We start from the raw sequence: 18,957 nt of genomic DNA on the forward strand, positions 1-18,957 counted from the left end.
GGACCCCGCACTGACCGCACCCCTCGTCCCGGGTGCGGCACTCCGGTGTCCCCGCATGCCCGCAGCGCCGCGTCCTCGCGCTGCCCTCACGAGGAAAGTCATCGTGTTCACACCCTCCGCGCCCTCGCGCGCGCCTTCGTACGCCGCCGTGCTCCGTACCCCGCACGCCGCACGCACCTTCGGGGCCGCGCTACTGGGGCGGCTCTCGTACGGGATCGTTCCCCTCTCCCTCCTGCTCGCGATCAAGGACGCCACCGGCTCGTACGCGGCAGCCGGCGGTGCGATGGCGGTGTTCGGGGCGGCGAGCGTCGTCCTCTCCCCCGCGCGTGCCGCGCTGATCGACCGGCACGGGCCGCGCCGGGTCCTGCCGCCGATGGCCGGGCTGTACGCGACGCTGCTCACCGTGATCGCCCTGGCCGCCTGGCGGCCTGGGGCCCCGCCGCTCGTCCTGGGCGCCCTGGCCGTCGCGGCGGGAGCCTGCACGCCGCCGCTGGGGCCGGTCATGCGAACGTTGTGGAGCAGCCTCGTTCCCGACCGCGAGTTGCTGCAGCGCGCGTACAGCCTGGACGGCGTCGCCGAGGAACTGCTGTATGTGACAGGTCCGTTGCTGGTGGGCATCGTGGTGACGGTCGCCGAACCGGCCGCCGGTGTCCTGGCCGGTGCAGTGCTCGTGTTCGTGGGGGCGTCGGCGCTGGTGTCGTCACCCGCGGTGTCCCGCGCGCGCACGGTTCGGCCCCCGGCCGGCGAGCCGGCCACGCCCCGGCTCCGGTTGCACGGCATCGTCGCGCTGCGGCACGCGGTCGTGGTGACGGCCGCCGTGGGCCTCTGCCTCGGGGCACTCGACCTGCTGGTGGTGGCGTTCACCGAGCAGCTCCGGCGTCCGGCGGCGGTGTCCTGGGTGCTGGCGGCCCTCTCGGCCGGGAGCGCCGTCGGCGGCCTGGCCTACGGGGCGGTGCGGTGGAAGTCGGCAGGCCGGGTGCGGCTTGTGGCGGTGGCCGCCGCGCTGGGTGCGGCGCTGATGGTGGCCGGCGTCTCGCCGCATCTGTATGTGCTGGTCGCCGTCGTCGCGGTCGCCGGGCTGTTCGTCGCCCCGGCGCTGACGACCGCGTATCTGATCGCCGACGAGTCCGTGGACGCCACCCGGCGCACCCAGGCGGGCGCCTGGGTGAACACCGCCTTCAACGCCGGTTCGTCGGGCGGTACGGCGGTGGTCGGCCTGCTCGTGGACCGGCTGCCGCTCGCCCTGTGCTTCGCGCTGGCGGCGGCCCCGGCGCTGGTGTGCGCGGCGGTGGTGGGCGCCGGGGCCCGCGGCCGCGGGGCGGCGGGAAAGGGGGCCCCGGACGCGGTCAGCGGAGCTTGATCGCGCCGCCGTCGGCCATCCCCGGCCTCCTGCTGGAGGTCGACGACCACGACCCGGGCGCCCCGCTCGACGAAGATCCGGGTGACGGCTTCACCGATGCCCGAGGCTCCTCCGGTGACGACGGCGACCTTGTTCTCCAGTGTTTCATTGCGCTGTTCCTCCGACTCGACGCGTCCGGCGCGGCTCCTCGCACCACACCCTTGATATGCACCATGCAGCCCATATGTATGGTGCATATCAAGGGCTGAGCCAGGACTCCCAGACCGCGCTCAGCTCCGCCTCGACGGCCGGGGCGGCCGTGTCCAGCAGCCGCACCTGCGCACCCGGGCCCGCCAGGTCCGTCCGGTAGGGATGCGGCGGGCCCGCCGGGGTCGCGCCGAGCGCGGTGACGGCTCCGACGACCCGGTGGGGACCGAGAACGCCGGGCAGTTCGCGCAGGTCCGGATCGGTCAGGTCGAGGTCCTCGACGAGGAGCTCGCGTCCGCCGTACGTCACCCGGGTCGTGGCCCGCAGGCTGCCGCCGCGTTCGCCCGAGCGGCCGAGGACCAGGGTGTCGCGCCACAGCATCCGGGCCCCGGCGGCGAGCCGGGCATCCATCGTACGGACGACATCGGCCCCGTCCGAGACGACGAACGGCAGTCCGTGCCACAGGAGTTCGCCACCCTCGGCGATGTCCACGCGGGCCTGCCAGCGGGAGCTGCCGCCCCGGTGGTCGTAGGCGACGAGACCGGCCGGTTCCACGAGCTCCAGACGCGCGCCCCGGCCGACCGAGATCCGCAGTCCGAGGTCGTCGCCCGCCAGGAGCCCCGCCCGGGTTCCGACCAGGGCGATCCGAATCCGGTCGGAGGCGGGCATCAGGGGACGGGGGGCGAGGAAGGCTCCGGGCCGCAGCTCGCGCGCCAGGTGGCGGCCCGAGGCGTCGCGCTCGACACCGACGACAACCGGTTCGTTCACGAGTGGCTGTGGGGCGCCATCGGGCCCGGGTCCGTGGGTACATGGCTGCCCGCACGGTGGCGGGCGAGCAACGACCGCACCCAGTCGGCGAGTCCGGCGACGGAGGCCGGGTCCTTCCGGGACAGGGCGAGGACCGGGAGTCCGCCTCGGGCCGCTTCGGCGTCGGCCACCATCGCGGCCACGTCCACCTCCACATAGGGCGCGAGGTCGGTCTTGTTGATGATCAGGAGGTCGGCGCCGGTGATGCCGGGGCCGCCCTTGCGCGCGACGTCGCCGCCGCCCGCGACGTCGATGCAGAACAGCTGCGCGTCGGCGAGCGCCGGGCTGAACGTGGCGGTGAGGTTGTCGCCGCCGCTCTCGACGAGGACCAGGTCCAATGGCCCGTAGGCCTCCTCCAGGTCCTCGACGGCGTCCAGGTTGGCGCTGACGTCGTCGCGGATCGCGGTGTGCGGACAGGCGCCGGTCTCCACCGCCCTGATCCGTTCGGTGGGCAGGACGCCCGCCGAGCGCAGGAAGCGGGCGTCCTCGTCGGTGTAGATGTCGTTGGTGACGACCGCCATGGACAGTTCACCGGCGAGCTCGCGGCACAGGGTGGCCAGGATCGAGCTCTTCCCGGTGCCGACCGGGCCCGCGACGCCCAGGCGCAGCGCGCGCGGCTGGTTGAGCGGCTCGTGGAAGTGGGGGTTCGGCTGCGGGACGGGGGTGGTGTCGTTGTCAGGCAAGGAAGAGTCTCCGTTCGCTTCGTGCGTGTTCGAGCGCCCACTGTTCGGTGAGCGGGGCCGTACGGGCGGGCAGTCGGTCCGGGCCCGTGACGGCGAGGGCGGCGGTCACCGCCCGTGCCGCGTCGGGTTCGGCGGCGAGGATCCAGGCGACCGAGTCGAGCGGGTCGCCCGGCAGGAGTTTCAGCGCGGCCGAGGCGATGGTCTGGAGCTCGTCGTAGACGACGGCGTGCGCCAGCTCCTCCTCGGAGACCTTCAGCACGGCTCCGAGCGCGCCGAGCGCGACCGGCCGCAGCGGCCGGGGCCGCAGGCCGGCCAGTGCGGTGACCGCCGGGTGGTCCGGCGCAAGCCGCCGGGCCAGCCGGTGCACACCCCGGCCGAGCGCCGCCGACGCCTCGCGCTGGGGTGCGGCCGGGGTCCGTGCGGTCAGCGCGTGCTGTACGGGTCCGTAGTCGGCCGGGTCCCGTCCGGCGGCCCGCAGCGCGAGGACGGGACCCGGCCGCCTCGGTGACGGCGGTGGTGTGCAGCCGGGCCCTGAGCAGTGCGGGGATCCGGTCGCGGGTGAGGCCGGCGGCGACGGCGGGTTCGAGTCCCGCGCTGTAGGTGTACGCGCCGACCGGGAGCCGTCCGTCGCCGAGCAGCAGAGAGGCGAGCGATGCCATCAGAACATGGAGTACCGCTGGGTCAGCGGCAGTTCGGTGGCGGGTGACGGCTCGACGAGTTGCCCGTCGATCCGGATCGCGAAGGTCTCCGGATCGACCTCGATGGCCGGGAGCGCGGTGTTGTTCGGCAGATCGGCCTTGGTGAGGTGGCGGGTGGGGCGCACGGCGACCAGTTCGCGTACGAGACCGAGGCGTTCGGCGAGTCCGTCGTCCAGGGCGGCCGGGGAGACGAAGGCGACCGAGAGGTGCGGGGCCGCTCCGGCGGCCGCCGTGGGGCGCAGCAGCACGGGCTGGGTGGTGGGGATCGCGGCGTTGGCGTCGCCGAGGGGTGCGTACACGACCATGCCGCCCTTGATGACGGCGGCCGGGCGGATGCCGAAGAACGCGGGGTCCCAGAGCACCAGGTCGGCGAGCTTGCCCGGTTCGACGGAGCCGATGACGTGGTCGATGCCGTGGGCGACGGCAGGGCAGATCGTGTACTTGGCGACGTAGCGGCGGGCGCGTTCGTTGTCGGCGGGCAGGGCGCTGCCGCGGTCCCCGAAGCGCTGCTTCATGACGTGGGCGACCTGCCAGGTGCGGCAGATGACCTCACCGATGCGGCCCATGGCCTGGGCGTCGGACGAGGTGATGGAGAGGGCGCCGATGTCGTGGAGGATGTCCTCGGCCGCGATGGTGGTGGCGCGGATGCGGGACTCGGCGAAGGCGAGGTCCTCGGGGACCCGCGGGTTGAGGTGGTGGCAGACCATCAGCATGTCGAGGTGTTCGTCGACGGTGTTGACGGTGTGCGGGAGCGTCGGGTTGGTGGACGCCGGGAGGATGTTGGGGTGGGAGGCCACGGTGATGATGTCGGGTGCGTGGCCGCCGCCCGCGCCCTCGGCGTGGAAGACGTGGATGGAGCGGCCCGCGATGGCGTCGAGGGTTCCCTCGACGTAGCCGGCCTCGTTGAGGCTGTCGCCGTGCAGGGCGACCTGGAGGCCGTAGGTGTCGGCTGCCTTCAGGGCGGCGTCGATGGCTGCGGGGGTCGCACCCCAGTCCTCGTGGACCTTGTAGCCGCCCGCGCCGCCGAGCGCCGCCTCGCGCAGGGCCTCCTCGCCGACGGTGGAGCCCTTGCCGAACAGCATGACGTTGAGCGGGACGTTCTCCAGGGACCGGAACATCATCGCGAGGTTCCATGCGCCGGGGGTGACCGTGGTGGCCTTGGATCCTTCGGTGGCTCCGGTGCCGCCGCCGATGACGGTCGTGGTGCCGGTGGCGAGGGCCTCGTGGAGGGTCTCCGGCATCAGGAAGTGGACGTGGGTGTCGACGGCCCCGGCGGTGAGGATGCGGCCCTCGCCGGAGACGACGTCGGTGCCGGGCCCGATCACGAGGTCCGGGTGGACCCCGTCGGCGATGTCGGGGTTGCCGGAGCGGCCGAGGGCGACGATCCGGCCGGCCCGGATGCCGACGTCGGCCTTGACGACGCCCCAGTGGTCGAGGACCACGGCGTTGGTGATGACCAGGTCGAGGGCGCCGTCGGCGCGCGAGGTGGTCGCCTGGGCCATGGATTCGCGGATCGACTTGCCACCGCCGAAGACGGCCTCCTCACCGCCGAAGCAGCGGTCCTCCTCGACCTCGATCCAGAGGTCGGTGTCGGCGAGCCGGATGCGGTCGCCGGTGGTGGGCCCGTAGAGCGACGCATAGGCGGCGCGGGTCAGTTGTGCCATGTCACACGGCCTCCTCTGCCGCGGTGTCCGTCCAGGGTGCGGCGGGTACGACGATGCCGGGCACCGTCCCGCGTCCGCCGAGCGCGACGAGGGTGGTCTCCGCGCCGACGCCGGGCTCGAAGCGCAGCGACGTACCGGAAGGGATATCGAGCCGGAATCCCCTCGTCGACCACCGGTCGAAGGAAAGTGCGGGATTGACGTCGAAGAAATGGAAATGGGATCCGACCTGAATGGGACGGTCCCCGTCGTTCACCACGGTCAGCTGAATTATGGGACGGTCGTAATTAATGTGCAGCACGCCGGATCCGGTCCGGATCTCGCCGGGGATCACGGGATCGGCGAGGTGATCGTGACGAGCTTGCGCCCGTCGGGGAAGGTCGCCTCGACCTGGACGTCGTGCAGCATCTCCGGGACACCTTCGAGCACGTCAGCACGGGTGAGGACGGAACGTCCCGCCGTCATGAGGTCGGCGACGCGAGCCCCTTCGCGGGCCCGTTCCATCGCCCAGCAGGCGAGCAGGGCGACGGCCTCGGGATAGTTGAGGCGTACGCCCCGCTCCCGCCGGTCACGGGCGACCATTCCGGCAACACTCAGCAGCAATTTCTCCGTGTCGGACGGAGTCAGAAACATGGGAAACCTCCATGGCGGCAGTCCCCGGAATTCCCGGAATCGCCTCGGCCACCCTCCTCTTATAAGCCTCTGAGTGGAACCGTGGCAAATTGCATCGCACCGCAAAAAGTCCCTTTCTGGCGTTATCGCCTGCCATATACGGGCAAAGCAGACAAAATTTGATCATCAAGGAGAGGTAAAGAAAGGCGGTAGCGCGCCCCGGGCCGGGGTGCGCGACCGCCTCAGGCGGAGCTTTCAGCAGGTCACTTCAGGCCGAAGGCCCGGATGATCTCCTGGTCCACCGCGAGTCCGTTGCCGGCCTCGGCGTGCGCCTTGAGCGAAACGGCGGTGGCGCCCTTCTTCGGGGTCTTGAACCGGGCGGTCCAGGAACCGGCCGCGTCCTTCTTCAGCTGCACCGCGCTCCAGGACTTCCCGTCGTCGTAGCTGACCGACAGCGAGGCCTTCGTCGCCTTCACGGCACCCTCCAGCCACTCCTGCGTGGTGGACGACAGCCCGATCTCGGTCCACTTCCCGGCTCTCACGTCACCGGCCAGGTCGGTCGCGACGTCGTAGTCCAGCTGAAGCATCGGGATGTCGACCTGGAACGGGCCCTCGGGGTCGGGCGCGCCCGAGACGAACGCCCACTCCGAGTGCGTGCGGACGGAGGTCTTCCAGATGTCCGCGTCGCGCGTGGCGTCGAGCACCAGCCGGTAGGGCCGCTCCTCCGCGGCGAGGTTCCCGGCGTATCCGGCACGGCCCGCGCCCTGGTCGAGCAGTTGGCCGCCCTGGTACAGCGCGGCCGTCGTGGTGTCGTACTCCTTGTCCGGCATGGAGCCCGAGTGACCGGCGCCCCCGTCCGTCCACGGCGTGATGTTGTACTGCATGTCGTCGTACTGCGTGCGGAACGGACCCCAGTAGCCGGTGCCCAGACGCGGCCGGGTGACCGGCGCGAACCAGTCGGCGGGGTAGGTGCGGCCCGCCGTGTAGTCCAGGTCGGCGCTGCGCTCCTCCAGCGAGACGTCCGTACCGCTCTCGTTGTACACCGCGTGGTCCTCGTACCAGAACGAGTCGCCCGGCAGCGGGTTGACCCATTCCGTGCGGGTGGCGGGGTACTTCTCGTACTCGGCGAAGCCGATGCCGAATCCGTAGTCCGGGATGTCGTAGCGGTAGCCGCCGCCGACGACGTCCCGGTGGCCGTAGAAGGTGTTCTCGACCTTCGCCAGCTGACGGGTGGCCGGGGCGAAGGCGAGTGAGCGGTCCGGGATCGTACCGTCGTGGCGGTCGACCAGGTCGTACACGTAGCTCGCGTACTTGTGCTGGTCGACGGTCAGCGGCTTGCCCCGCTGGGCGGCGTTCACCAGGCCCTCTCCGGCCAGGCGCCGGACGGAGGCGACCGGGATGGGCAGCGTGGTGCCGTAGTCGGCGTAGGACTCCATCAGCACGCCGTCGCCGCTGTTGACGACGAACAGGGCCCTGGCGCCTGCGGCGATGGCGGCAGCGGCCCGGTCGGCGGGGGCCACCGTCTCACTGCTGCGGATCACGACGGCCTTGCCCTTGGCGTCGAGGCCCGCGTAGTCGGCGGGGGCGCCGTTGCCGGCGAAGACGCTGCCGAACCGCTGCTCGCTGTCCTCGGCGACGGGCGAACCGCCCTGCACCGCCACGGGGACGTCGCGGCCGTCGGCCGTCAGGTCGATCAGCTTCTCGCCCTGCCGCCAGCGGGTGAGGAAGGAGAAGCTGCCCCGGGTGACCTTCTCGGTCGGGCTCGCCCACAACTGGTCGTACGTCAGCGGGATCTGGTACGCGTCGCGCTGGACGGTGCCGTCCGGTGCGGTGCGGGCCATGTCGTAGCGCAGCTGACGGGTCTCCGTCTCCTTGGGCGTCGTCACGGCGACCTTGTGGGCCTCGGAGGCGTCGAGGGTGACCGTGGTGGGCTTGTCGAGGATGATCTCGGGGGCCGCCAGGAAGGCCAGGGCCTGCGAGTCGGCGGTGTCGCCCTTGATGTCGGCGGCGGACCAGGCGGTGTAGTTGCCCGGGGGCATCCGCAGTGTGGTCGTCCCGGACACCTGGACGGGAGACAGGTTCGGATCGCCGAGCGCGGCGAGGACGACGATGCCGTCCATCGGCTTGCCCGCGCGGTCACGCAGTTCCAGCGTGAGGTCGTAGAGCTCCTGCTCCTTGTTGAGCGCGAACCCGGTGTGCGCGACGACCGCGCCGGAGGCGTCCTTCGCGATCACCTGCCCGGAGAACGTGGTGTTGTTCGCGACCTTCGACGGGTCGAGCGAGAGGACGGCCTCGGCGGTCGAACCGGCCGGAACGGTCAGCTGCTTCGCGGACAGCGTGTACGCGTCAGTGCCGCTGTCCGTCGCCAGGTCGAGGGTGACGTCCTCCGTGCCGCTGTTGCGGTACGTGATCGTCCGCTCGGCGACCGGGTCGGAGGCGCTGTGCGGCCAGTCGTACGTCGCGACCTCGACGGAACCGGTGGCCTCGATCGTCGTGTCGATCGCGGCCTTCACATCGAGCCGCCCGGTGCCCTGCTCGTACGGGGTGTAGGCGGGCAGCACCTGGGACGAGGTCATCAGCGCTTCCTTGATGCGCTGACCGGACCAGTCGGGGTGACGCTCCTTCACGATCGCCGCGGCGCCCGCGACGTGCGGGGTCGCCATCGACGTACCGGACATCGACTGGTACATGCCCTCGATGCCCGGGACGGACTGCGAGGCGGCCGCGTTGATGTCGACGCCCGGGGCGGAGAGGTCCGGCTTGAGGCCGTAGGAGCGCACCAGGGGGCCCATGGAGGAGAAGTCCGCCCGGCCGTCCTGCTTGTCGACGGCGGCGATGGTGAGCGCCTTGTCGGCGGAGCCGGGTGAGCCGATGGTGCCCGCCCCGTACGCGTTGCCCGCGGCGATCACGTACAGCGGACCGCCGTCGGCGGACAGCGCGTTCACGGCCTGGGACATCGGGTCGGTGCCGTCGTCCGGGATGCTGGAGCCGAGGCTCATGGAGACGACGTCGGCGCCCTCCGCCTTCGCCCACTCCATCGCCTCGATGATGCCGGAGTCGGCGCCCGAACCCCCGTCGCTCAGCACCTTGCCGACGAGCAGACCCGCGGCCGGGGCGACGCCCTTGTTGACGCCGTCGGATGCGGCGCCGGAACCGGCGATGGTGGACGCGACATGCGTGCCGTGGCCGTTCTTGTCGTCGACCTCCTCGCCCGGCACGAAGCTCCTGGTCTCCAGGATGCGGTCCTTGACGTCCGGGTGGTCGGCGTCGATGCCGGTGTCCAGGACGGCGACCTTGATGCCCTTGCCGTCGTACCCCTCGGCCCAGGCCTGCGGGGCGTTGATCTGCGGGACGGAGTCCTTGAGCGCGGCCTCGACACGGCCGTCGAGCCACAGCTTCGCGATGCCGTTGTCGAGCGAACGGGCCGTGGAGGTCCGCGCGATGTCGTCCCAGAAGGCGCGCGCGGTGTCCTTGCCGGCCTTCAGTGCCGCGCCGTGGATGGACTCCAGCGCCCGGACCGACTTGCTGCCGCGCGGGGCGGCGGGCAGCGAACGGGCCGTGCTCGCCGGGTACGTGGCGATCAGCGGGATGCCTCCGGTCCTCGCGTCGTCGTAGCCCATCTTCGCGAGAGCGGTGACGTTGAAGAGTCGGCGGTCCAGCTTGCCGGCGGCGATCAGGCTGCCGGCCTCGTCGGGCAGGACGTAGAGATCGTCCCCGGCCTGCTGGACGTGGACCCCGCCGACCGCGCCGTCGGGGCGGTCCACGGTGACGGTGTCCTGCCTGCCCGCGCCGTCGGCGTAGTGGACGACGTCACCGGTGACCAGCGTGATGTCGTACGTGTGGACCGGGGCGCTCCGGCCGGTGGGCTGCGCGGGCCCGGTCGCTGCGGAGGCGGTACCCGTGACGGGCAGCAGCGCGCCGCTCACGAGGGCGACGGAGGTCGCTATGAGGAGGGCTCGGCGCCGCGCGCGAGCGGGTCTCGCCCGGCCGTTGGCCGTGGAGGGTGTGGATGTCATGCAGCTGATCTACCGGTTGACGCACCCGTTCGTCACCGGCCATCGCTGGCGGAAAGCCGCCGCGGCGGAGAACCGCCGTTCCGGGGAGGGCGCAGGCGCGCCGGTTTCAGGCCACGGAAGCGATGCGCTCGGCCGGTGCCGGGACGCCACTGCGATGGATCGGGGTGTGGGCTCCGGTCAGCGGGACACCGCTGCCGCCGCGGCGGTCGGCGACTATCTCGGCGGCGATCGACAGGGCCGTCTCCTCGGGCGTACGGGCGCCGAGGTCGAGGCCGATCGGCGAGTGCAGCCGGGCGAGTTCCAGCTCCGTGACACCCACTGCGCGCAGCCGGTCGTTGCGCTCCAGATGGGTGCGGCGCGAGCCCATCGCGCCGACGTACGCGACCGGTAGCTTCAGGGCCGCCTCCAGGAGCGGGACGTCGAACTTGGCGTCGTGCGTCAGGACGCACAGGACGGTACGGGCGTCCACGCCGGTGGTGGCCAGATAGCGGTGCGGCCAGTCGACGACCAGTTCGTCGGCCTCCGGGAAACGGGCCTTCGTGGCGAAGACGGGGCGGGCGTCGCACACCGTGACGTGGTAGCCGAGGAACTTCCCGGCCCGCACCAGCGCGGAGGCGAAGTCGATGGCCCCGAACACGATCATCCGGGGCGGCGGAACGCTGGATTCGACGAGCAGCGTGAGCGGCTGTCCGCACTGCGAGCCGTCCGCGCCGATGGTGAGGGTGCCGGTGCGCCCGGCGTCCAGCATGGCCCTGGTCTCCGCGACCGCGGTGCGGTCCAGTGCCGGGTGTCCGCCGAGCCCGCCCTCGTGACCGCCGTCGGGGTGGACCAGCAGGGGCCGGCCGAGGAGTTCGGCGGGCCCCTCGGTGATCCGGGCCAGCGCCGCCGCCCGCCCCCGCGAGGCGGCGGCGAGCGCGGCGGCGAACACCGGGCGGGCGGGGTCGTCCGCCCGGACCGGGGTCACCAGGATGTCGATGACGCCCCCGCAGGTCAGGCCGACCGCGAAGGCGGTCTCGTCGCTGTAGCCGAAGCGCTCCCGTACGGTCGTGCCGTCGTCGAGCGCCTGCCGGCACAGTTCGTACACCGCGCCCTCCACACACCCGCCGGAGACCGAGCCGATCGCCGTGCCGTCACGGTCGACGGCCAGCGCGGCACCCGGCTGGCGGGGCGCGCTGCCGCCGACGGCGACGACGGTGGCGACGGCGAAGTCGCGTCCCTGCCCGGCCCACCGGTCGAGCTCCTCGGCGATGTCCAGCATCTCGGTCTCCTTGGCGGATGTGTGGAGCGGCGGCGTCAGCTGACGCCGAGCCAGCTCTCGATCGGGTTCAGGGCGAAGTAGATGACGAAGATCACCGTCAGCCCCCACATGAAGGCGCCGACCTCACGGGCCCGGCCCTGGGCCGCCTTGATGGCGACGTAACTGATGACGCCCGCCGCGACACCGGTGGTGATGGTGTACGTGAACGGCATCAGGACCACGGTCAGGAAGACCGGGATGGCCACGGAGCGGTCGCTCCAGTCCACGTGCCGGGCGTTCTGCATCATCATGGCGCCGATGACGACCAGGGCGGCGGACGCCACCTCGGCCGGCACGATCGCCGTGAGCGGGGTGAAGAAGAGGCAGGCGGCGAAGAAGAGTCCGGTGACGACGGAGGCGAGCCCGGTCCGGGCGCCCTCCCCGACCCCGGTCGCCGACTCGACGAAGACCGTCTGGCCGGAGCCGCCGGCGACGCCGCCGATCGCTCCGCCCGCGCCGTCGATGAACAGTGCCTTGGACAGGCCCGGCATCCGGCCCTTGTCGTCGGCGAGCTTGGCCTCCGTGCCGACCCCGATGATGGTGGCCATCGCGTCGAAGAAGCCGGCCAGCACCAGGGTGAAGACGATGAAACCGACGGTCATCGCGCCGACGTCGCCCCAGCCGCCGAACTCGACGTCCCCGAAGAGCGAGAAGTCGGGTGAGGAGACCGCGGAACCCTTGAGCTCGGGCGGACCGCTGCTCCAGATCTTCGGGTCGACGTCGGCGACCTTGTTGATCACGACGGCGACGACGGTGCCGACCACGATGCCGATGAGAATCGCGCCGGGGATGTTGCGGGCCTGCAGCATGAAGATCAGCAGCAAGGTCACCGCGAAGACGAGGACGGGCCAGCCTGCGAGTTCACCGGCGGGGCCCAGGGTCACCGGAGTGGCGGTGCCCTTGCCCACGAAGCCGGCCTTGTAGAGGCCGATCAGGGCGATGAACAGGCCGATGCCCATGGTGATGCCGTGCTTCAGCGGGAGCGGGATCGCGTTCATGATCAGCTCACGCAGACCGGTGACCACCAGGAGGCAGATCACCAGGCCGTACATCACGCACATGCCCATGGCCTGCGGCCAGGTCATCTCCGGGGCGACCTGGGAGGACAGGACACCGGAGACGCTGAGTCCCGCGGCGAGCGCGAGGGGGACCTTGCCGACGAAGCCCATCAGCAGGGTGGTCGCCGCGGCCGCGAGCGCGGTCGCGGTGATCAGGCCTGGCTGGCTGAGGAGGTTGCCGTCGACGTCCTTGCCGCCGAGGATCAGCGGGTTGAGCAGCAGGATGTACGCCATGGCCATGAAGGTCGTGACGCCGCCGCGCACTTCGGTGGCCACGGTCGATCCGCGTTCGGATATGTGGAAGTACCGGTCGAGCCATGATCTGCCCGCGGGGACGCGCGAGCCTGGGCCCGCGTCCTTTGCACCGGTCTTCGGTTCCACTGACTGCTGGGTCATGATGCCTGACTCCCAAGGTTCACAGGGGCACCCGCGATGGTGAATGGAGATGCGGGATTTGGGATGAATGCTCTGGCTGCACGACCCGGGGGACGGCCCGAGACGAACTGTTCATGCATGGGGAACGGGAACTGCGTACATCAGGTCAAGGGCCGCTAGCGGTGCGGAACTTGGGTCCTCCGGGCGGTACGGGCGGAGGAAGTGTGACGTTCCTGGAGGCGCGCACCGCCCGGAGAGCTGTGGCGGAGCTCCGGTCAGGTGCCGGTGAGGTGCTCCGGGCGGACCGGGGTCCGGTTGAGCTCCAGCCCGGTCGCGTTCCGGATCGCCGCGAGGACGGCCGGGGTCGACGACAGGGTGGGGGCCTCGCCGATGCCACGGAGCCCGTACGGGGCGTGGTCGTCGGCGAGTTCGAGCACATCGACCGGAATGGTCGGGGTGTCGAGGATCGTGGGCAGGAGGTAGTCCGTGAAGGACGGATTGCGTACCTTCGCGGTCTTCGGGTCGACGATGATCTCCTCCATGACGGCGATGCCCATGCCCTGGAGGGTGCCGCCCTGGATCTGGCCGAGGACGGAGAGCGGGTTGAGCGCCTTGCCGACGTCCTGGGCGCAGGCCAGTTCGATGACCTTGACCAGGCCGAGCTCGGTGTCGACCTCGACGACCGCGCGGTGCGCGGCGAAGGAGTACTGGACGTGGCCGTTGCCCTGTCCGGTCCGCAGGTCGAAGGCCTCGGTGGGCCGGTGGCGCCACTCCAGCTCGACGTCGACCGCCTCGCCCTCCAGCACGTCGGCCAGGTCGGCGAGTACCTCGCCGCCGTCGGTGACGACCTTGCCGCCCTCCAGGAGGAGTTCGGCGGTGGCCCAGGCCGGGTGGTACGTACCGAACTTACGGCGGCCGATCTCCAGGACCTGCTCCCGGACGGCCTCGCAGGAGTTCTTCACGGCGCCGCCGGTGACGTAGGTCTGGCGGGAGGCGGACGTGGAGCCCGCCGAGCCGACGCGGGTGTCGGCCGGGTGGATGGTGACCTGGGAGACGCCGAGTTCGGTACGGGCGATCTGGGCGTGCACGGTGACGCCGCCCTGCCCGACCTCCGCCATGGCGGTGTGCACGGTCGCGACGGGTTCGCCGCCGATGACCTCCATGCGCACCCGGGCCGTGGAGTAGTCGTCGAAGCCCTCGGAGAAGCCGACGTTCTTCAGGCCGACCGCGTAGCCGATCCCGCGTACGACGCCTTCGCCGTGCGTGGTGTTGGAGAGTCCACCGGGCAGTGCGCGCACGTCGGGGTGCTCGCCGGCGCTCTCCCACTGACGCTCGGGCGGCAGCGGCCTGGCCTTGACCCGGCGCAGCAGTTCGGCGACCGGGGCGGGCGAGTCGACCACCTGCCCGGTCGGCAGCAGGGTGCCTTGCTCCATGGCGTTGAGCTGCCTGAACTCGACCGGGTCCATGCCGAGTTCGGCGGCGACCTTGTCCATCTGCGCCTCGTAGGCGAAGCAGGCCTGGACCGCGCCGAAGCCGCGCATCGCGCCGCACGGAGGGTTGTTGGTGTAGAGCGCGACCGCCTCGATGTCGACGTCGTCGATGACGTACGGGCCCACGGCGAGCGAGGAGGCGTTGCCGACCACGGCCGGGGAGGCGGAGGCGTAGGCGCCGCCGTCGAGCACGATGCGGCACTTCATGTGCGTGAGCTTGCCGTCACGGGTGGCGCCGTGCTCGTACCAGAGCTTGGCGGGGTGACGGTGGACGTGCCCGAAGAAGGACTCGAAGCGGTTGTAGACGATCTTCACCGGCTTGCCGGTCCGCAGCGCCAGCAGGCAGGCGTGGATCTGCATCGACAGGTCCTCGCGGCCGCCGAACGCGCCGCCGACACCGGAGAGCGTCATACGGACCTTGTCCTCGGGCAGGCCGAGGACGGGGGCGATCTGGCGGAGGTCGGAGTGCAGCCACTGGGTGGCGACGTACAGGTCGACGCCGCCGTCCTCGCCCGGCACGGCGAGGCCGGACTCGGGGCCGAGGAAGGCCTGGTCCTGCATGCCGAAGACGTACTCACCGCTGACCACCACGTCGGCGCGGGCCTTCGCGGCCTCCGCGTCGCCGCGGACGATCGGCTGGCGGTGGACGATGTTGGGGTGCGGTACGTGCCCGATGTGGTGGTCGTCGCGGCCCTCGTGGAGGAGGGGCGCGTCGGGCGCGGTCGCGGAGGCCTCGTCGGTGACGACCGGCAGCTCGCGGTAGTCGATCCTGATCTTCGCGGCGGCGCGGCGGGCCGTCTCCGGGTGGTCGGCGGCCACGAGCGCCACCGGCTCGCCGTGGTGGCGGACCCGGCCGTGGGCCAGGACGGGGGTGTCCTGGATCTCCAGGCCGTAGTTCTTCACCGCGGTCGGCAGGTCGTCGTAGGTGAGGACGGCGTAGACGCCGGAGGTCGCGAGCGCCTCGGAGGTGTCGATCGAGACGATCTCGGCGTGCGCGACGGTGGAGCGCAGGGTGTGGCCCCAGAGCATGTCCTCGTGCCACATGTCCGAGGAGTACGCGAACTCGCCGGTGACCTTCAGGATCCCGTCGGGGCGCAGCGTGGACTCGCCGATGCCGCCCTTGGTGCGGGTGCCCTGGTTGATATTGGTGGGGGAACCGGTAACGCCCATCGTCTAGACCGTTTCTTCCGCGCGGGCGGCCGCGAGGCGGACCGCGTCGAGGATCTTCTCGTAGCCGGTGCAGCGGCAGAGGTTGCCGGAGAGCGCCTCGCGGATGTCCGCGTCGGACGGTTCCGGGGTGCGCTCCAGCAGTTCGTCGGCGGCGACCAGCAGGCCGGGGGTGCAGAAGCCGCACTGGACGGCTCCGGCGTCGATGAACGCCTGCTGGATCGGCGAGAGCTCCCCGGTGTCGCGGGTCTCCTCGCCGGTCGGCTTGGCCTTCCACCGCTGCGCCTGGTCGACCGTGGTGCCGCAGGCCCCCGACGCGCAGCCGGTGCCGGGGTGGGCCTCGGAGCGGTGGGCGGCGAAGTCGGCGAGACCTTCGACGGTGACGACCTCGCGGCCCTCGACCTGGCCGGCGGCGACCAGACAGGAACAGACCGGGACGCCGTCGAGGCGGACCGTGCAGGAGCCGCACTCGCCCTGCTCGCAGGCGTTCTTGGAGCCGGGCAGGCCCATCCGCTCACGCAGGACGTACAGGAGGGACTCGCCCTCCCAGACGTCGTCGGCCTCGTGACGTCGGCCGTTGACCGTGAAATTGACGCGCATGATCAGGCAGCTCCTTCGGTGCTGCGGCCGTTGCCGCGGTACGACTCCCAGGTCCAGCCGAGGGTCCGGCGGGCCATGATCCCGACCGCGTGCCGGCGATAGCTCGCGGTGCCGCGCACGTCGTCGATCGGGTTGCAGGCGCCCGCGGCGAGCGTGGCGAACTGCTTGGCGACGGAGGGCGTGATGATGGTCCGGCTGTCCCAGAACCCGCCCTCCTCCAGCGCGGCGTTCAGGAAGGCCTCCGCCTCCTTCGCCCGTACGGGTGTCGGGGCGGCGGATCCGATGCCGGTGCGGACCGTGCGGGTCTCGGGGTGCAGGGCCAGGCCGAAGGCGCAGACGGCGATGACCATCGCGTTGCGGGTGCCGACCTTGGAGTACTGCTGCGGCCCGTCGGCCTTCTTGATGTGCACGGCCCGGATCAGCTCGTCCGGCTCCAGGGCGTTGCGCTTGACGCCGGTGTAGAAGTCGTCGATGGGGATCAGCCGGGTTCCGCGTACGGACTCGGCCTCGACCTCGGCGCCCGCGGCGAGCAGCGCCGGGTGGGCGTCACCGGCGGGCGAGGCGGTACCCAGGTTGCCGCCGACGCCGCCGCGGTTGCGGATCTGCGGCGAGGCGACGGTGTGCGAGGCGAGCGCCAGTCCGGGCAGCTCGGCACGCAGGTGCTCCATGATGGCGCTGTACGAGACAGAGGCGCCGAGCCGTACGCTCTCCTGGCCCACCTCCCACTCGGACAGGTCACCGATGCGGTTCAGGTCCAGGAGGTACTCGGGCCGCCGGTGGTCGAAGTTGATCTCGACCATCACATCGGTACCGCCCGCGATGGGTACAGCCGTCGGGTGCTCGGCCTTGGCGGCGAGCGCCTCCTCCCAGCTGGCGGGGCGAAGGAAGTCCATGAGTGGCTCTCTTCTTCTCAATCGGGTTGTTCGCTGGGGGCTGGAGACGGCCGGCCCTCGACTTGTTCATGTCTTGTTCACGCGGTGTGTGACTCAGTACACAAGCCCTGCTCCACCTGGTGCAGTCACCGAAACCATGAAGGAGTTGGCTGGTCTCCTCGCTCGTCTTGTAGATTCGAACGAATGGCGGGGATCGGTGACCTCACCGCAATACCCAGTTTTCACCCGCACCAACGAAAGAGAACGGCGGCGACGAGATGCGGCTGCGCGCACTGCTGGAGACCGACGCGCTGGGCCTGCGGCTGCTCGGCGGCGACGAGGAGCTGGACCGGTCGGTCCGCGGCGTGATGACCACCGACCTGAAGGACCCCAGCCGCTACCTCACGGGCGGCGAGCTGGTGCTGACCGGGCTGGCCTGGCACCGGGAGCCGGAGGACTCGGAGCCGTTCGTACGGATCCTGTCGGCGGCCGGCGTCGCCGGGCTCGCGGCGGGCGAGGCGGAGCTCGGCGCCATCCCGGACGACCTGGTCGAGGCATGCCGCCACCACCGGCTGCCGCTCTTCGCCGTGCATGAGACCGTCGCGTTCGCAACGATCACCGAGCATGTGGTCCGCCAGGTGTCCGGCGAGCGGGCCGGCGACCTGGCCGCGGTGGTGGACCGGCACCGCCGGCTGATGACCTCGGGCCCCGCGGGTGGTGGCCCCGAGGTGGTCCTCGATCTGCTCGGCTCCGACCTCGACCTGCACGCCTGGGTGCTCTCGCCCACCGGCCGGCAGATCGCGGGCGCGGGCGCGCCGCTGCCCGGGCCGGCGGGCGCGGAGCTGGCCGGGCTGCATCTGGCCGCGGTGCGCTCCGGCCGGCGTGCCCCGCACCGGGTCACCGTCGACGGGGTTACGTATTCGCTCTTCCCGATCCGCAACAACGGCCGGGGCGCCGTGCCGGCCTCCCGCGATGTGCGGGAGTCGGTGCTCTCCGACTGGCTGCTGGCCGTCGAGGCCGACGCGGGCGACTGGCCGGCTGCCCGGCTCGACCTGCTCCAGGGCGTCACCCAGCTGATCGCGGTGGAACGGGACCGGCGCGACGCGGCCCGTACGGTGCGCCGCAGGCTCGCCCAGGAGGTTCTGGAGCTCGTCCAGGCGGGCGCCCCGCCCGCCGAGATCGCCGCCAGGCTGCGGGTGGCCGCCCCGGTCCTGCTGCCCGGCGTCGGCACCGCACCGCACTGGCAGGTCGTGGTGGCCCGGGTCGAGTGGGACGCGGCGGACGCGCCCGGCGGTGCGGGCTCCGGGATCGCGGGCGGCCCGGTCGCCCAGGCGCTGCTGGAGGAGATCCTGGTCGACCCGGCGGTCACCGGCCCGGATTCGGCCGACCGGATCGCGGTCGCCCACACGGGTGACGAGGCCATCGCACTCGTACCGCTGCCCGCGCTGTCCGACGCCCGGCCGGAAGCGGACGGGTCCGCGGACGGGGAGGCCTCGGCGCAGGACCCCGCGCTGCACGCCGACGCCCTGCTGGCCGCCGTACGCGCGCCGCTCTCCGCGGGCCTCGCCGACGACGGCCGTCTGACACTGGGTGTCAGCGCCTCGGTGCACTCTCCCGAGGGCCTGCGCGGCGCCCTGGAGGAGGCCCGGCACGCCCGCCGGGTGGCGGCTGCCCGGCCGGGACGGGTCTGCGCGGCCGGCCACCACGAGCTGGCCTCGCACGTGCTGCTGCTGCCGTTCGTGCCCGACGACGTCCGTCGCGCGTTCACCGCACGGCTGCTCGACCCGCTGCGCGACTACGACCGGCGGCACCGCGCGGAACTGATCCCGACCTTGGAGGCGTTCCTGGACTGCGACGGTTCGTGGACCCGCTGCGCGGCCCGGCTGCACCTCCACGTCAACACGCTGCGCTACCGCGTCGGGCGGATCGAGCAGTTGACGGGGCGTGACCTTTCGCGGCTCGAGGACAAGCTCGATTTCTTCCTCGCCCTGCGCATGAGCTGAATTCCGGGGGCCCCAGCGGCTCCCACGGGGTCCCGCCGATTGTGAAAAGTTTCACCTGACATTGCCTCGACC

The 18,957-nt window shown here is 71.7% G+C and carries 13 protein-coding genes and 2 pseudogenes; 2 read left to right on the forward strand and 13 right to left on the reverse strand.

The features are described 5' to 3' along the window. Positions 1–100 precede the first annotated feature (100 nt). Positions 101–1,360 carry an MFS transporter gene (locus OG959_RS05380; RefSeq protein ID WP_442805727.1) on the forward strand — a complete coding sequence of 420 codons (1,260 nt, stop codon included), beginning with the start codon at positions 101–103 and terminating at the stop codon, positions 1,358–1,360. Positions 1,361–1,434: 74 nt separating this feature from the next. On the opposite strand, the pseudogene OG959_RS05385 reads toward OG959_RS05380, so the two are convergent. From OG959_RS05385 to OG959_RS05445, 13 genes and pseudogenes are all read right to left on the reverse strand, one after another. Then, positions 1,435–1,596, reverse strand: a pseudogene (locus tag OG959_RS05385) (hypothetical protein); the annotation flags it as partial. A gap of 1 nt (position 1,597) precedes the next feature. Then, the gene (locus tag OG959_RS05390) at positions 1,598–2,314 is read right to left on the reverse strand and encodes an urease accessory protein UreD (RefSeq protein WP_326656945.1); all 717 of its coding nucleotides are present in this window, start codon (positions 2,312–2,314) and stop codon (positions 1,598–1,600) included. Beyond that, positions 2,311–2,961, reverse strand: a complete 651-nt coding sequence (gene ureG / locus OG959_RS05395; RefSeq protein WP_326666219.1) for an urease accessory protein UreG — start codon at positions 2,959–2,961, stop codon at positions 2,311–2,313. The genes OG959_RS05390 and ureG overlap by 4 nt, the downstream gene beginning before the upstream one ends. A gap of 67 nt (positions 2,962–3,028) precedes the next feature. Further along, a pseudogene (locus tag OG959_RS05400) lies at positions 3,029–3,695 on the reverse strand (urease accessory protein UreF). After that, on the reverse strand, positions 3,695–5,398 hold the full coding sequence (locus OG959_RS05405) for an urease subunit alpha (protein WP_326656946.1): 1,704 nt from the start codon (positions 5,396–5,398) through the stop codon (positions 3,695–3,697). The pseudogene OG959_RS05400 and the gene OG959_RS05405 overlap by 1 nt, the downstream one beginning before the upstream one ends. 1 nt (position 5,399) lies before the next feature. Next, positions 5,400–5,729 (reverse strand): urease subunit beta, encoded by a 330-nt coding sequence (ureB, locus tag OG959_RS05410; RefSeq protein ID WP_326656947.1) that lies wholly within the window; start codon positions 5,727–5,729, stop codon positions 5,400–5,402. Next, positions 5,726–6,028: an urease subunit gamma gene (locus tag OG959_RS05415; RefSeq protein WP_148021623.1), complete on the reverse strand. Its 303-nt coding sequence runs from the start codon at positions 6,026–6,028 to the stop codon at positions 5,726–5,728. Before OG959_RS05415 ends, ureB begins: the two co-directional genes overlap by 4 nt. Before the next feature lie 242 nt (positions 6,029–6,270). Next, the gene (locus tag OG959_RS05420) at positions 6,271–10,023 is read right to left on the reverse strand and encodes a S8 family serine peptidase (RefSeq protein WP_326656948.1); all 3,753 of its coding nucleotides are present in this window, start codon (positions 10,021–10,023) and stop codon (positions 6,271–6,273) included. Positions 10,024–10,129: 106 nt separating this feature from the next. Next, on the reverse strand, positions 10,130–11,281 hold the full coding sequence (locus OG959_RS05425) for an XdhC family protein (protein WP_326656949.1): 1,152 nt from the start codon (positions 11,279–11,281) through the stop codon (positions 10,130–10,132). Between the two features lie 35 nt (positions 11,282–11,316). After that, positions 11,317–12,774 (reverse strand): NCS2 family permease, encoded by a 1,458-nt coding sequence (locus tag OG959_RS05430; protein ID WP_326656950.1) that lies wholly within the window; start codon positions 12,772–12,774, stop codon positions 11,317–11,319. Positions 12,775–13,028: 254 nt separating this feature from the next. Beyond that, on the reverse strand, positions 13,029–15,413 hold the full coding sequence (locus tag OG959_RS05435; protein WP_326656952.1) for a xanthine dehydrogenase family protein molybdopterin-binding subunit: 2,385 nt from the start codon (positions 15,411–15,413) through the stop codon (positions 13,029–13,031). 3 nt (positions 15,414–15,416) lie between these two features. Further along, positions 15,417–16,010 carry a (2Fe-2S)-binding protein gene (locus tag OG959_RS05440; RefSeq protein ID WP_326656953.1) on the reverse strand — a complete coding sequence of 198 codons (594 nt, stop codon included), beginning with the start codon at positions 16,008–16,010 and terminating at the stop codon, positions 15,417–15,419. Between the two features lie 2 nt (positions 16,011–16,012). Continuing rightward, positions 16,013–16,903 carry an FAD binding domain-containing protein gene (locus tag OG959_RS05445; protein ID WP_326656954.1) on the reverse strand — a complete coding sequence of 297 codons (891 nt, stop codon included), beginning with the start codon at positions 16,901–16,903 and terminating at the stop codon, positions 16,013–16,015. 257 nt (positions 16,904–17,160) lie between these two features. Between OG959_RS05445 and OG959_RS05450 the strand changes: the two genes are divergently transcribed. Further along, on the forward strand, positions 17,161–18,885 hold the full coding sequence (locus OG959_RS05450) for a PucR family transcriptional regulator ligand-binding domain-containing protein (RefSeq protein ID WP_326656956.1): 1,725 nt from the start codon (positions 17,161–17,163) through the stop codon (positions 18,883–18,885). The last annotated feature ends 72 nt before the right edge of the window (positions 18,886–18,957 follow it).

The sequence above is a fragment of the Streptomyces sp. NBC_00385 genome (assembly GCF_035917155.1).
Taxonomy (GTDB): Bacteria; Actinomycetota; Actinomycetes; order Streptomycetales; family Streptomycetaceae; genus Streptomyces; species Streptomyces poriferorum.

Excerpts from the sequence above, each read along its gene's own strand:
- OG959_RS05405 (WP_326656946.1), bottom strand. The coding sequence starts at position 5,398 with ATGGCACAACTGACCCGCGCCGCCTATGCGTCGCTCTACGGGCCCACC.
- OG959_RS05415 (WP_148021623.1), bottom strand. The coding sequence starts at position 6,028 with ATGTTTCTGACTCCGTCCGACACGGAGAAATTGCTGCTGAGTGTTGCC.
- OG959_RS05420 (WP_326656948.1), bottom strand. The coding sequence starts at position 10,023 with ATGACATCCACACCCTCCACGGCCAACGGCCGGGCGAGACCCGCTCGC.
- OG959_RS05425 (WP_326656949.1), bottom strand. The coding sequence starts at position 11,281 with ATGCTGGACATCGCCGAGGAGCTCGACCGGTGGGCCGGGCAGGGACGC.
- OG959_RS05430 (WP_326656950.1), bottom strand. The coding sequence starts at position 12,774 with ATGACCCAGCAGTCAGTGGAACCGAAGACCGGTGCAAAGGACGCGGGC.
- OG959_RS05435 (WP_326656952.1), bottom strand. The coding sequence starts at position 15,413 with ATGGGCGTTACCGGTTCCCCCACCAATATCAACCAGGGCACCCGCACC.
- OG959_RS05440 (WP_326656953.1), bottom strand. The coding sequence starts at position 16,010 with ATGCGCGTCAATTTCACGGTCAACGGCCGACGTCACGAGGCCGACGAC.
- OG959_RS05445 (WP_326656954.1), bottom strand. The coding sequence starts at position 16,903 with ATGGACTTCCTTCGCCCCGCCAGCTGGGAGGAGGCGCTCGCCGCCAAG.
- OG959_RS05450 (WP_326656956.1), top strand. The coding sequence starts at position 17,161 with ATGCGGCTGCGCGCACTGCTGGAGACCGACGCGCTGGGCCTGCGGCTG.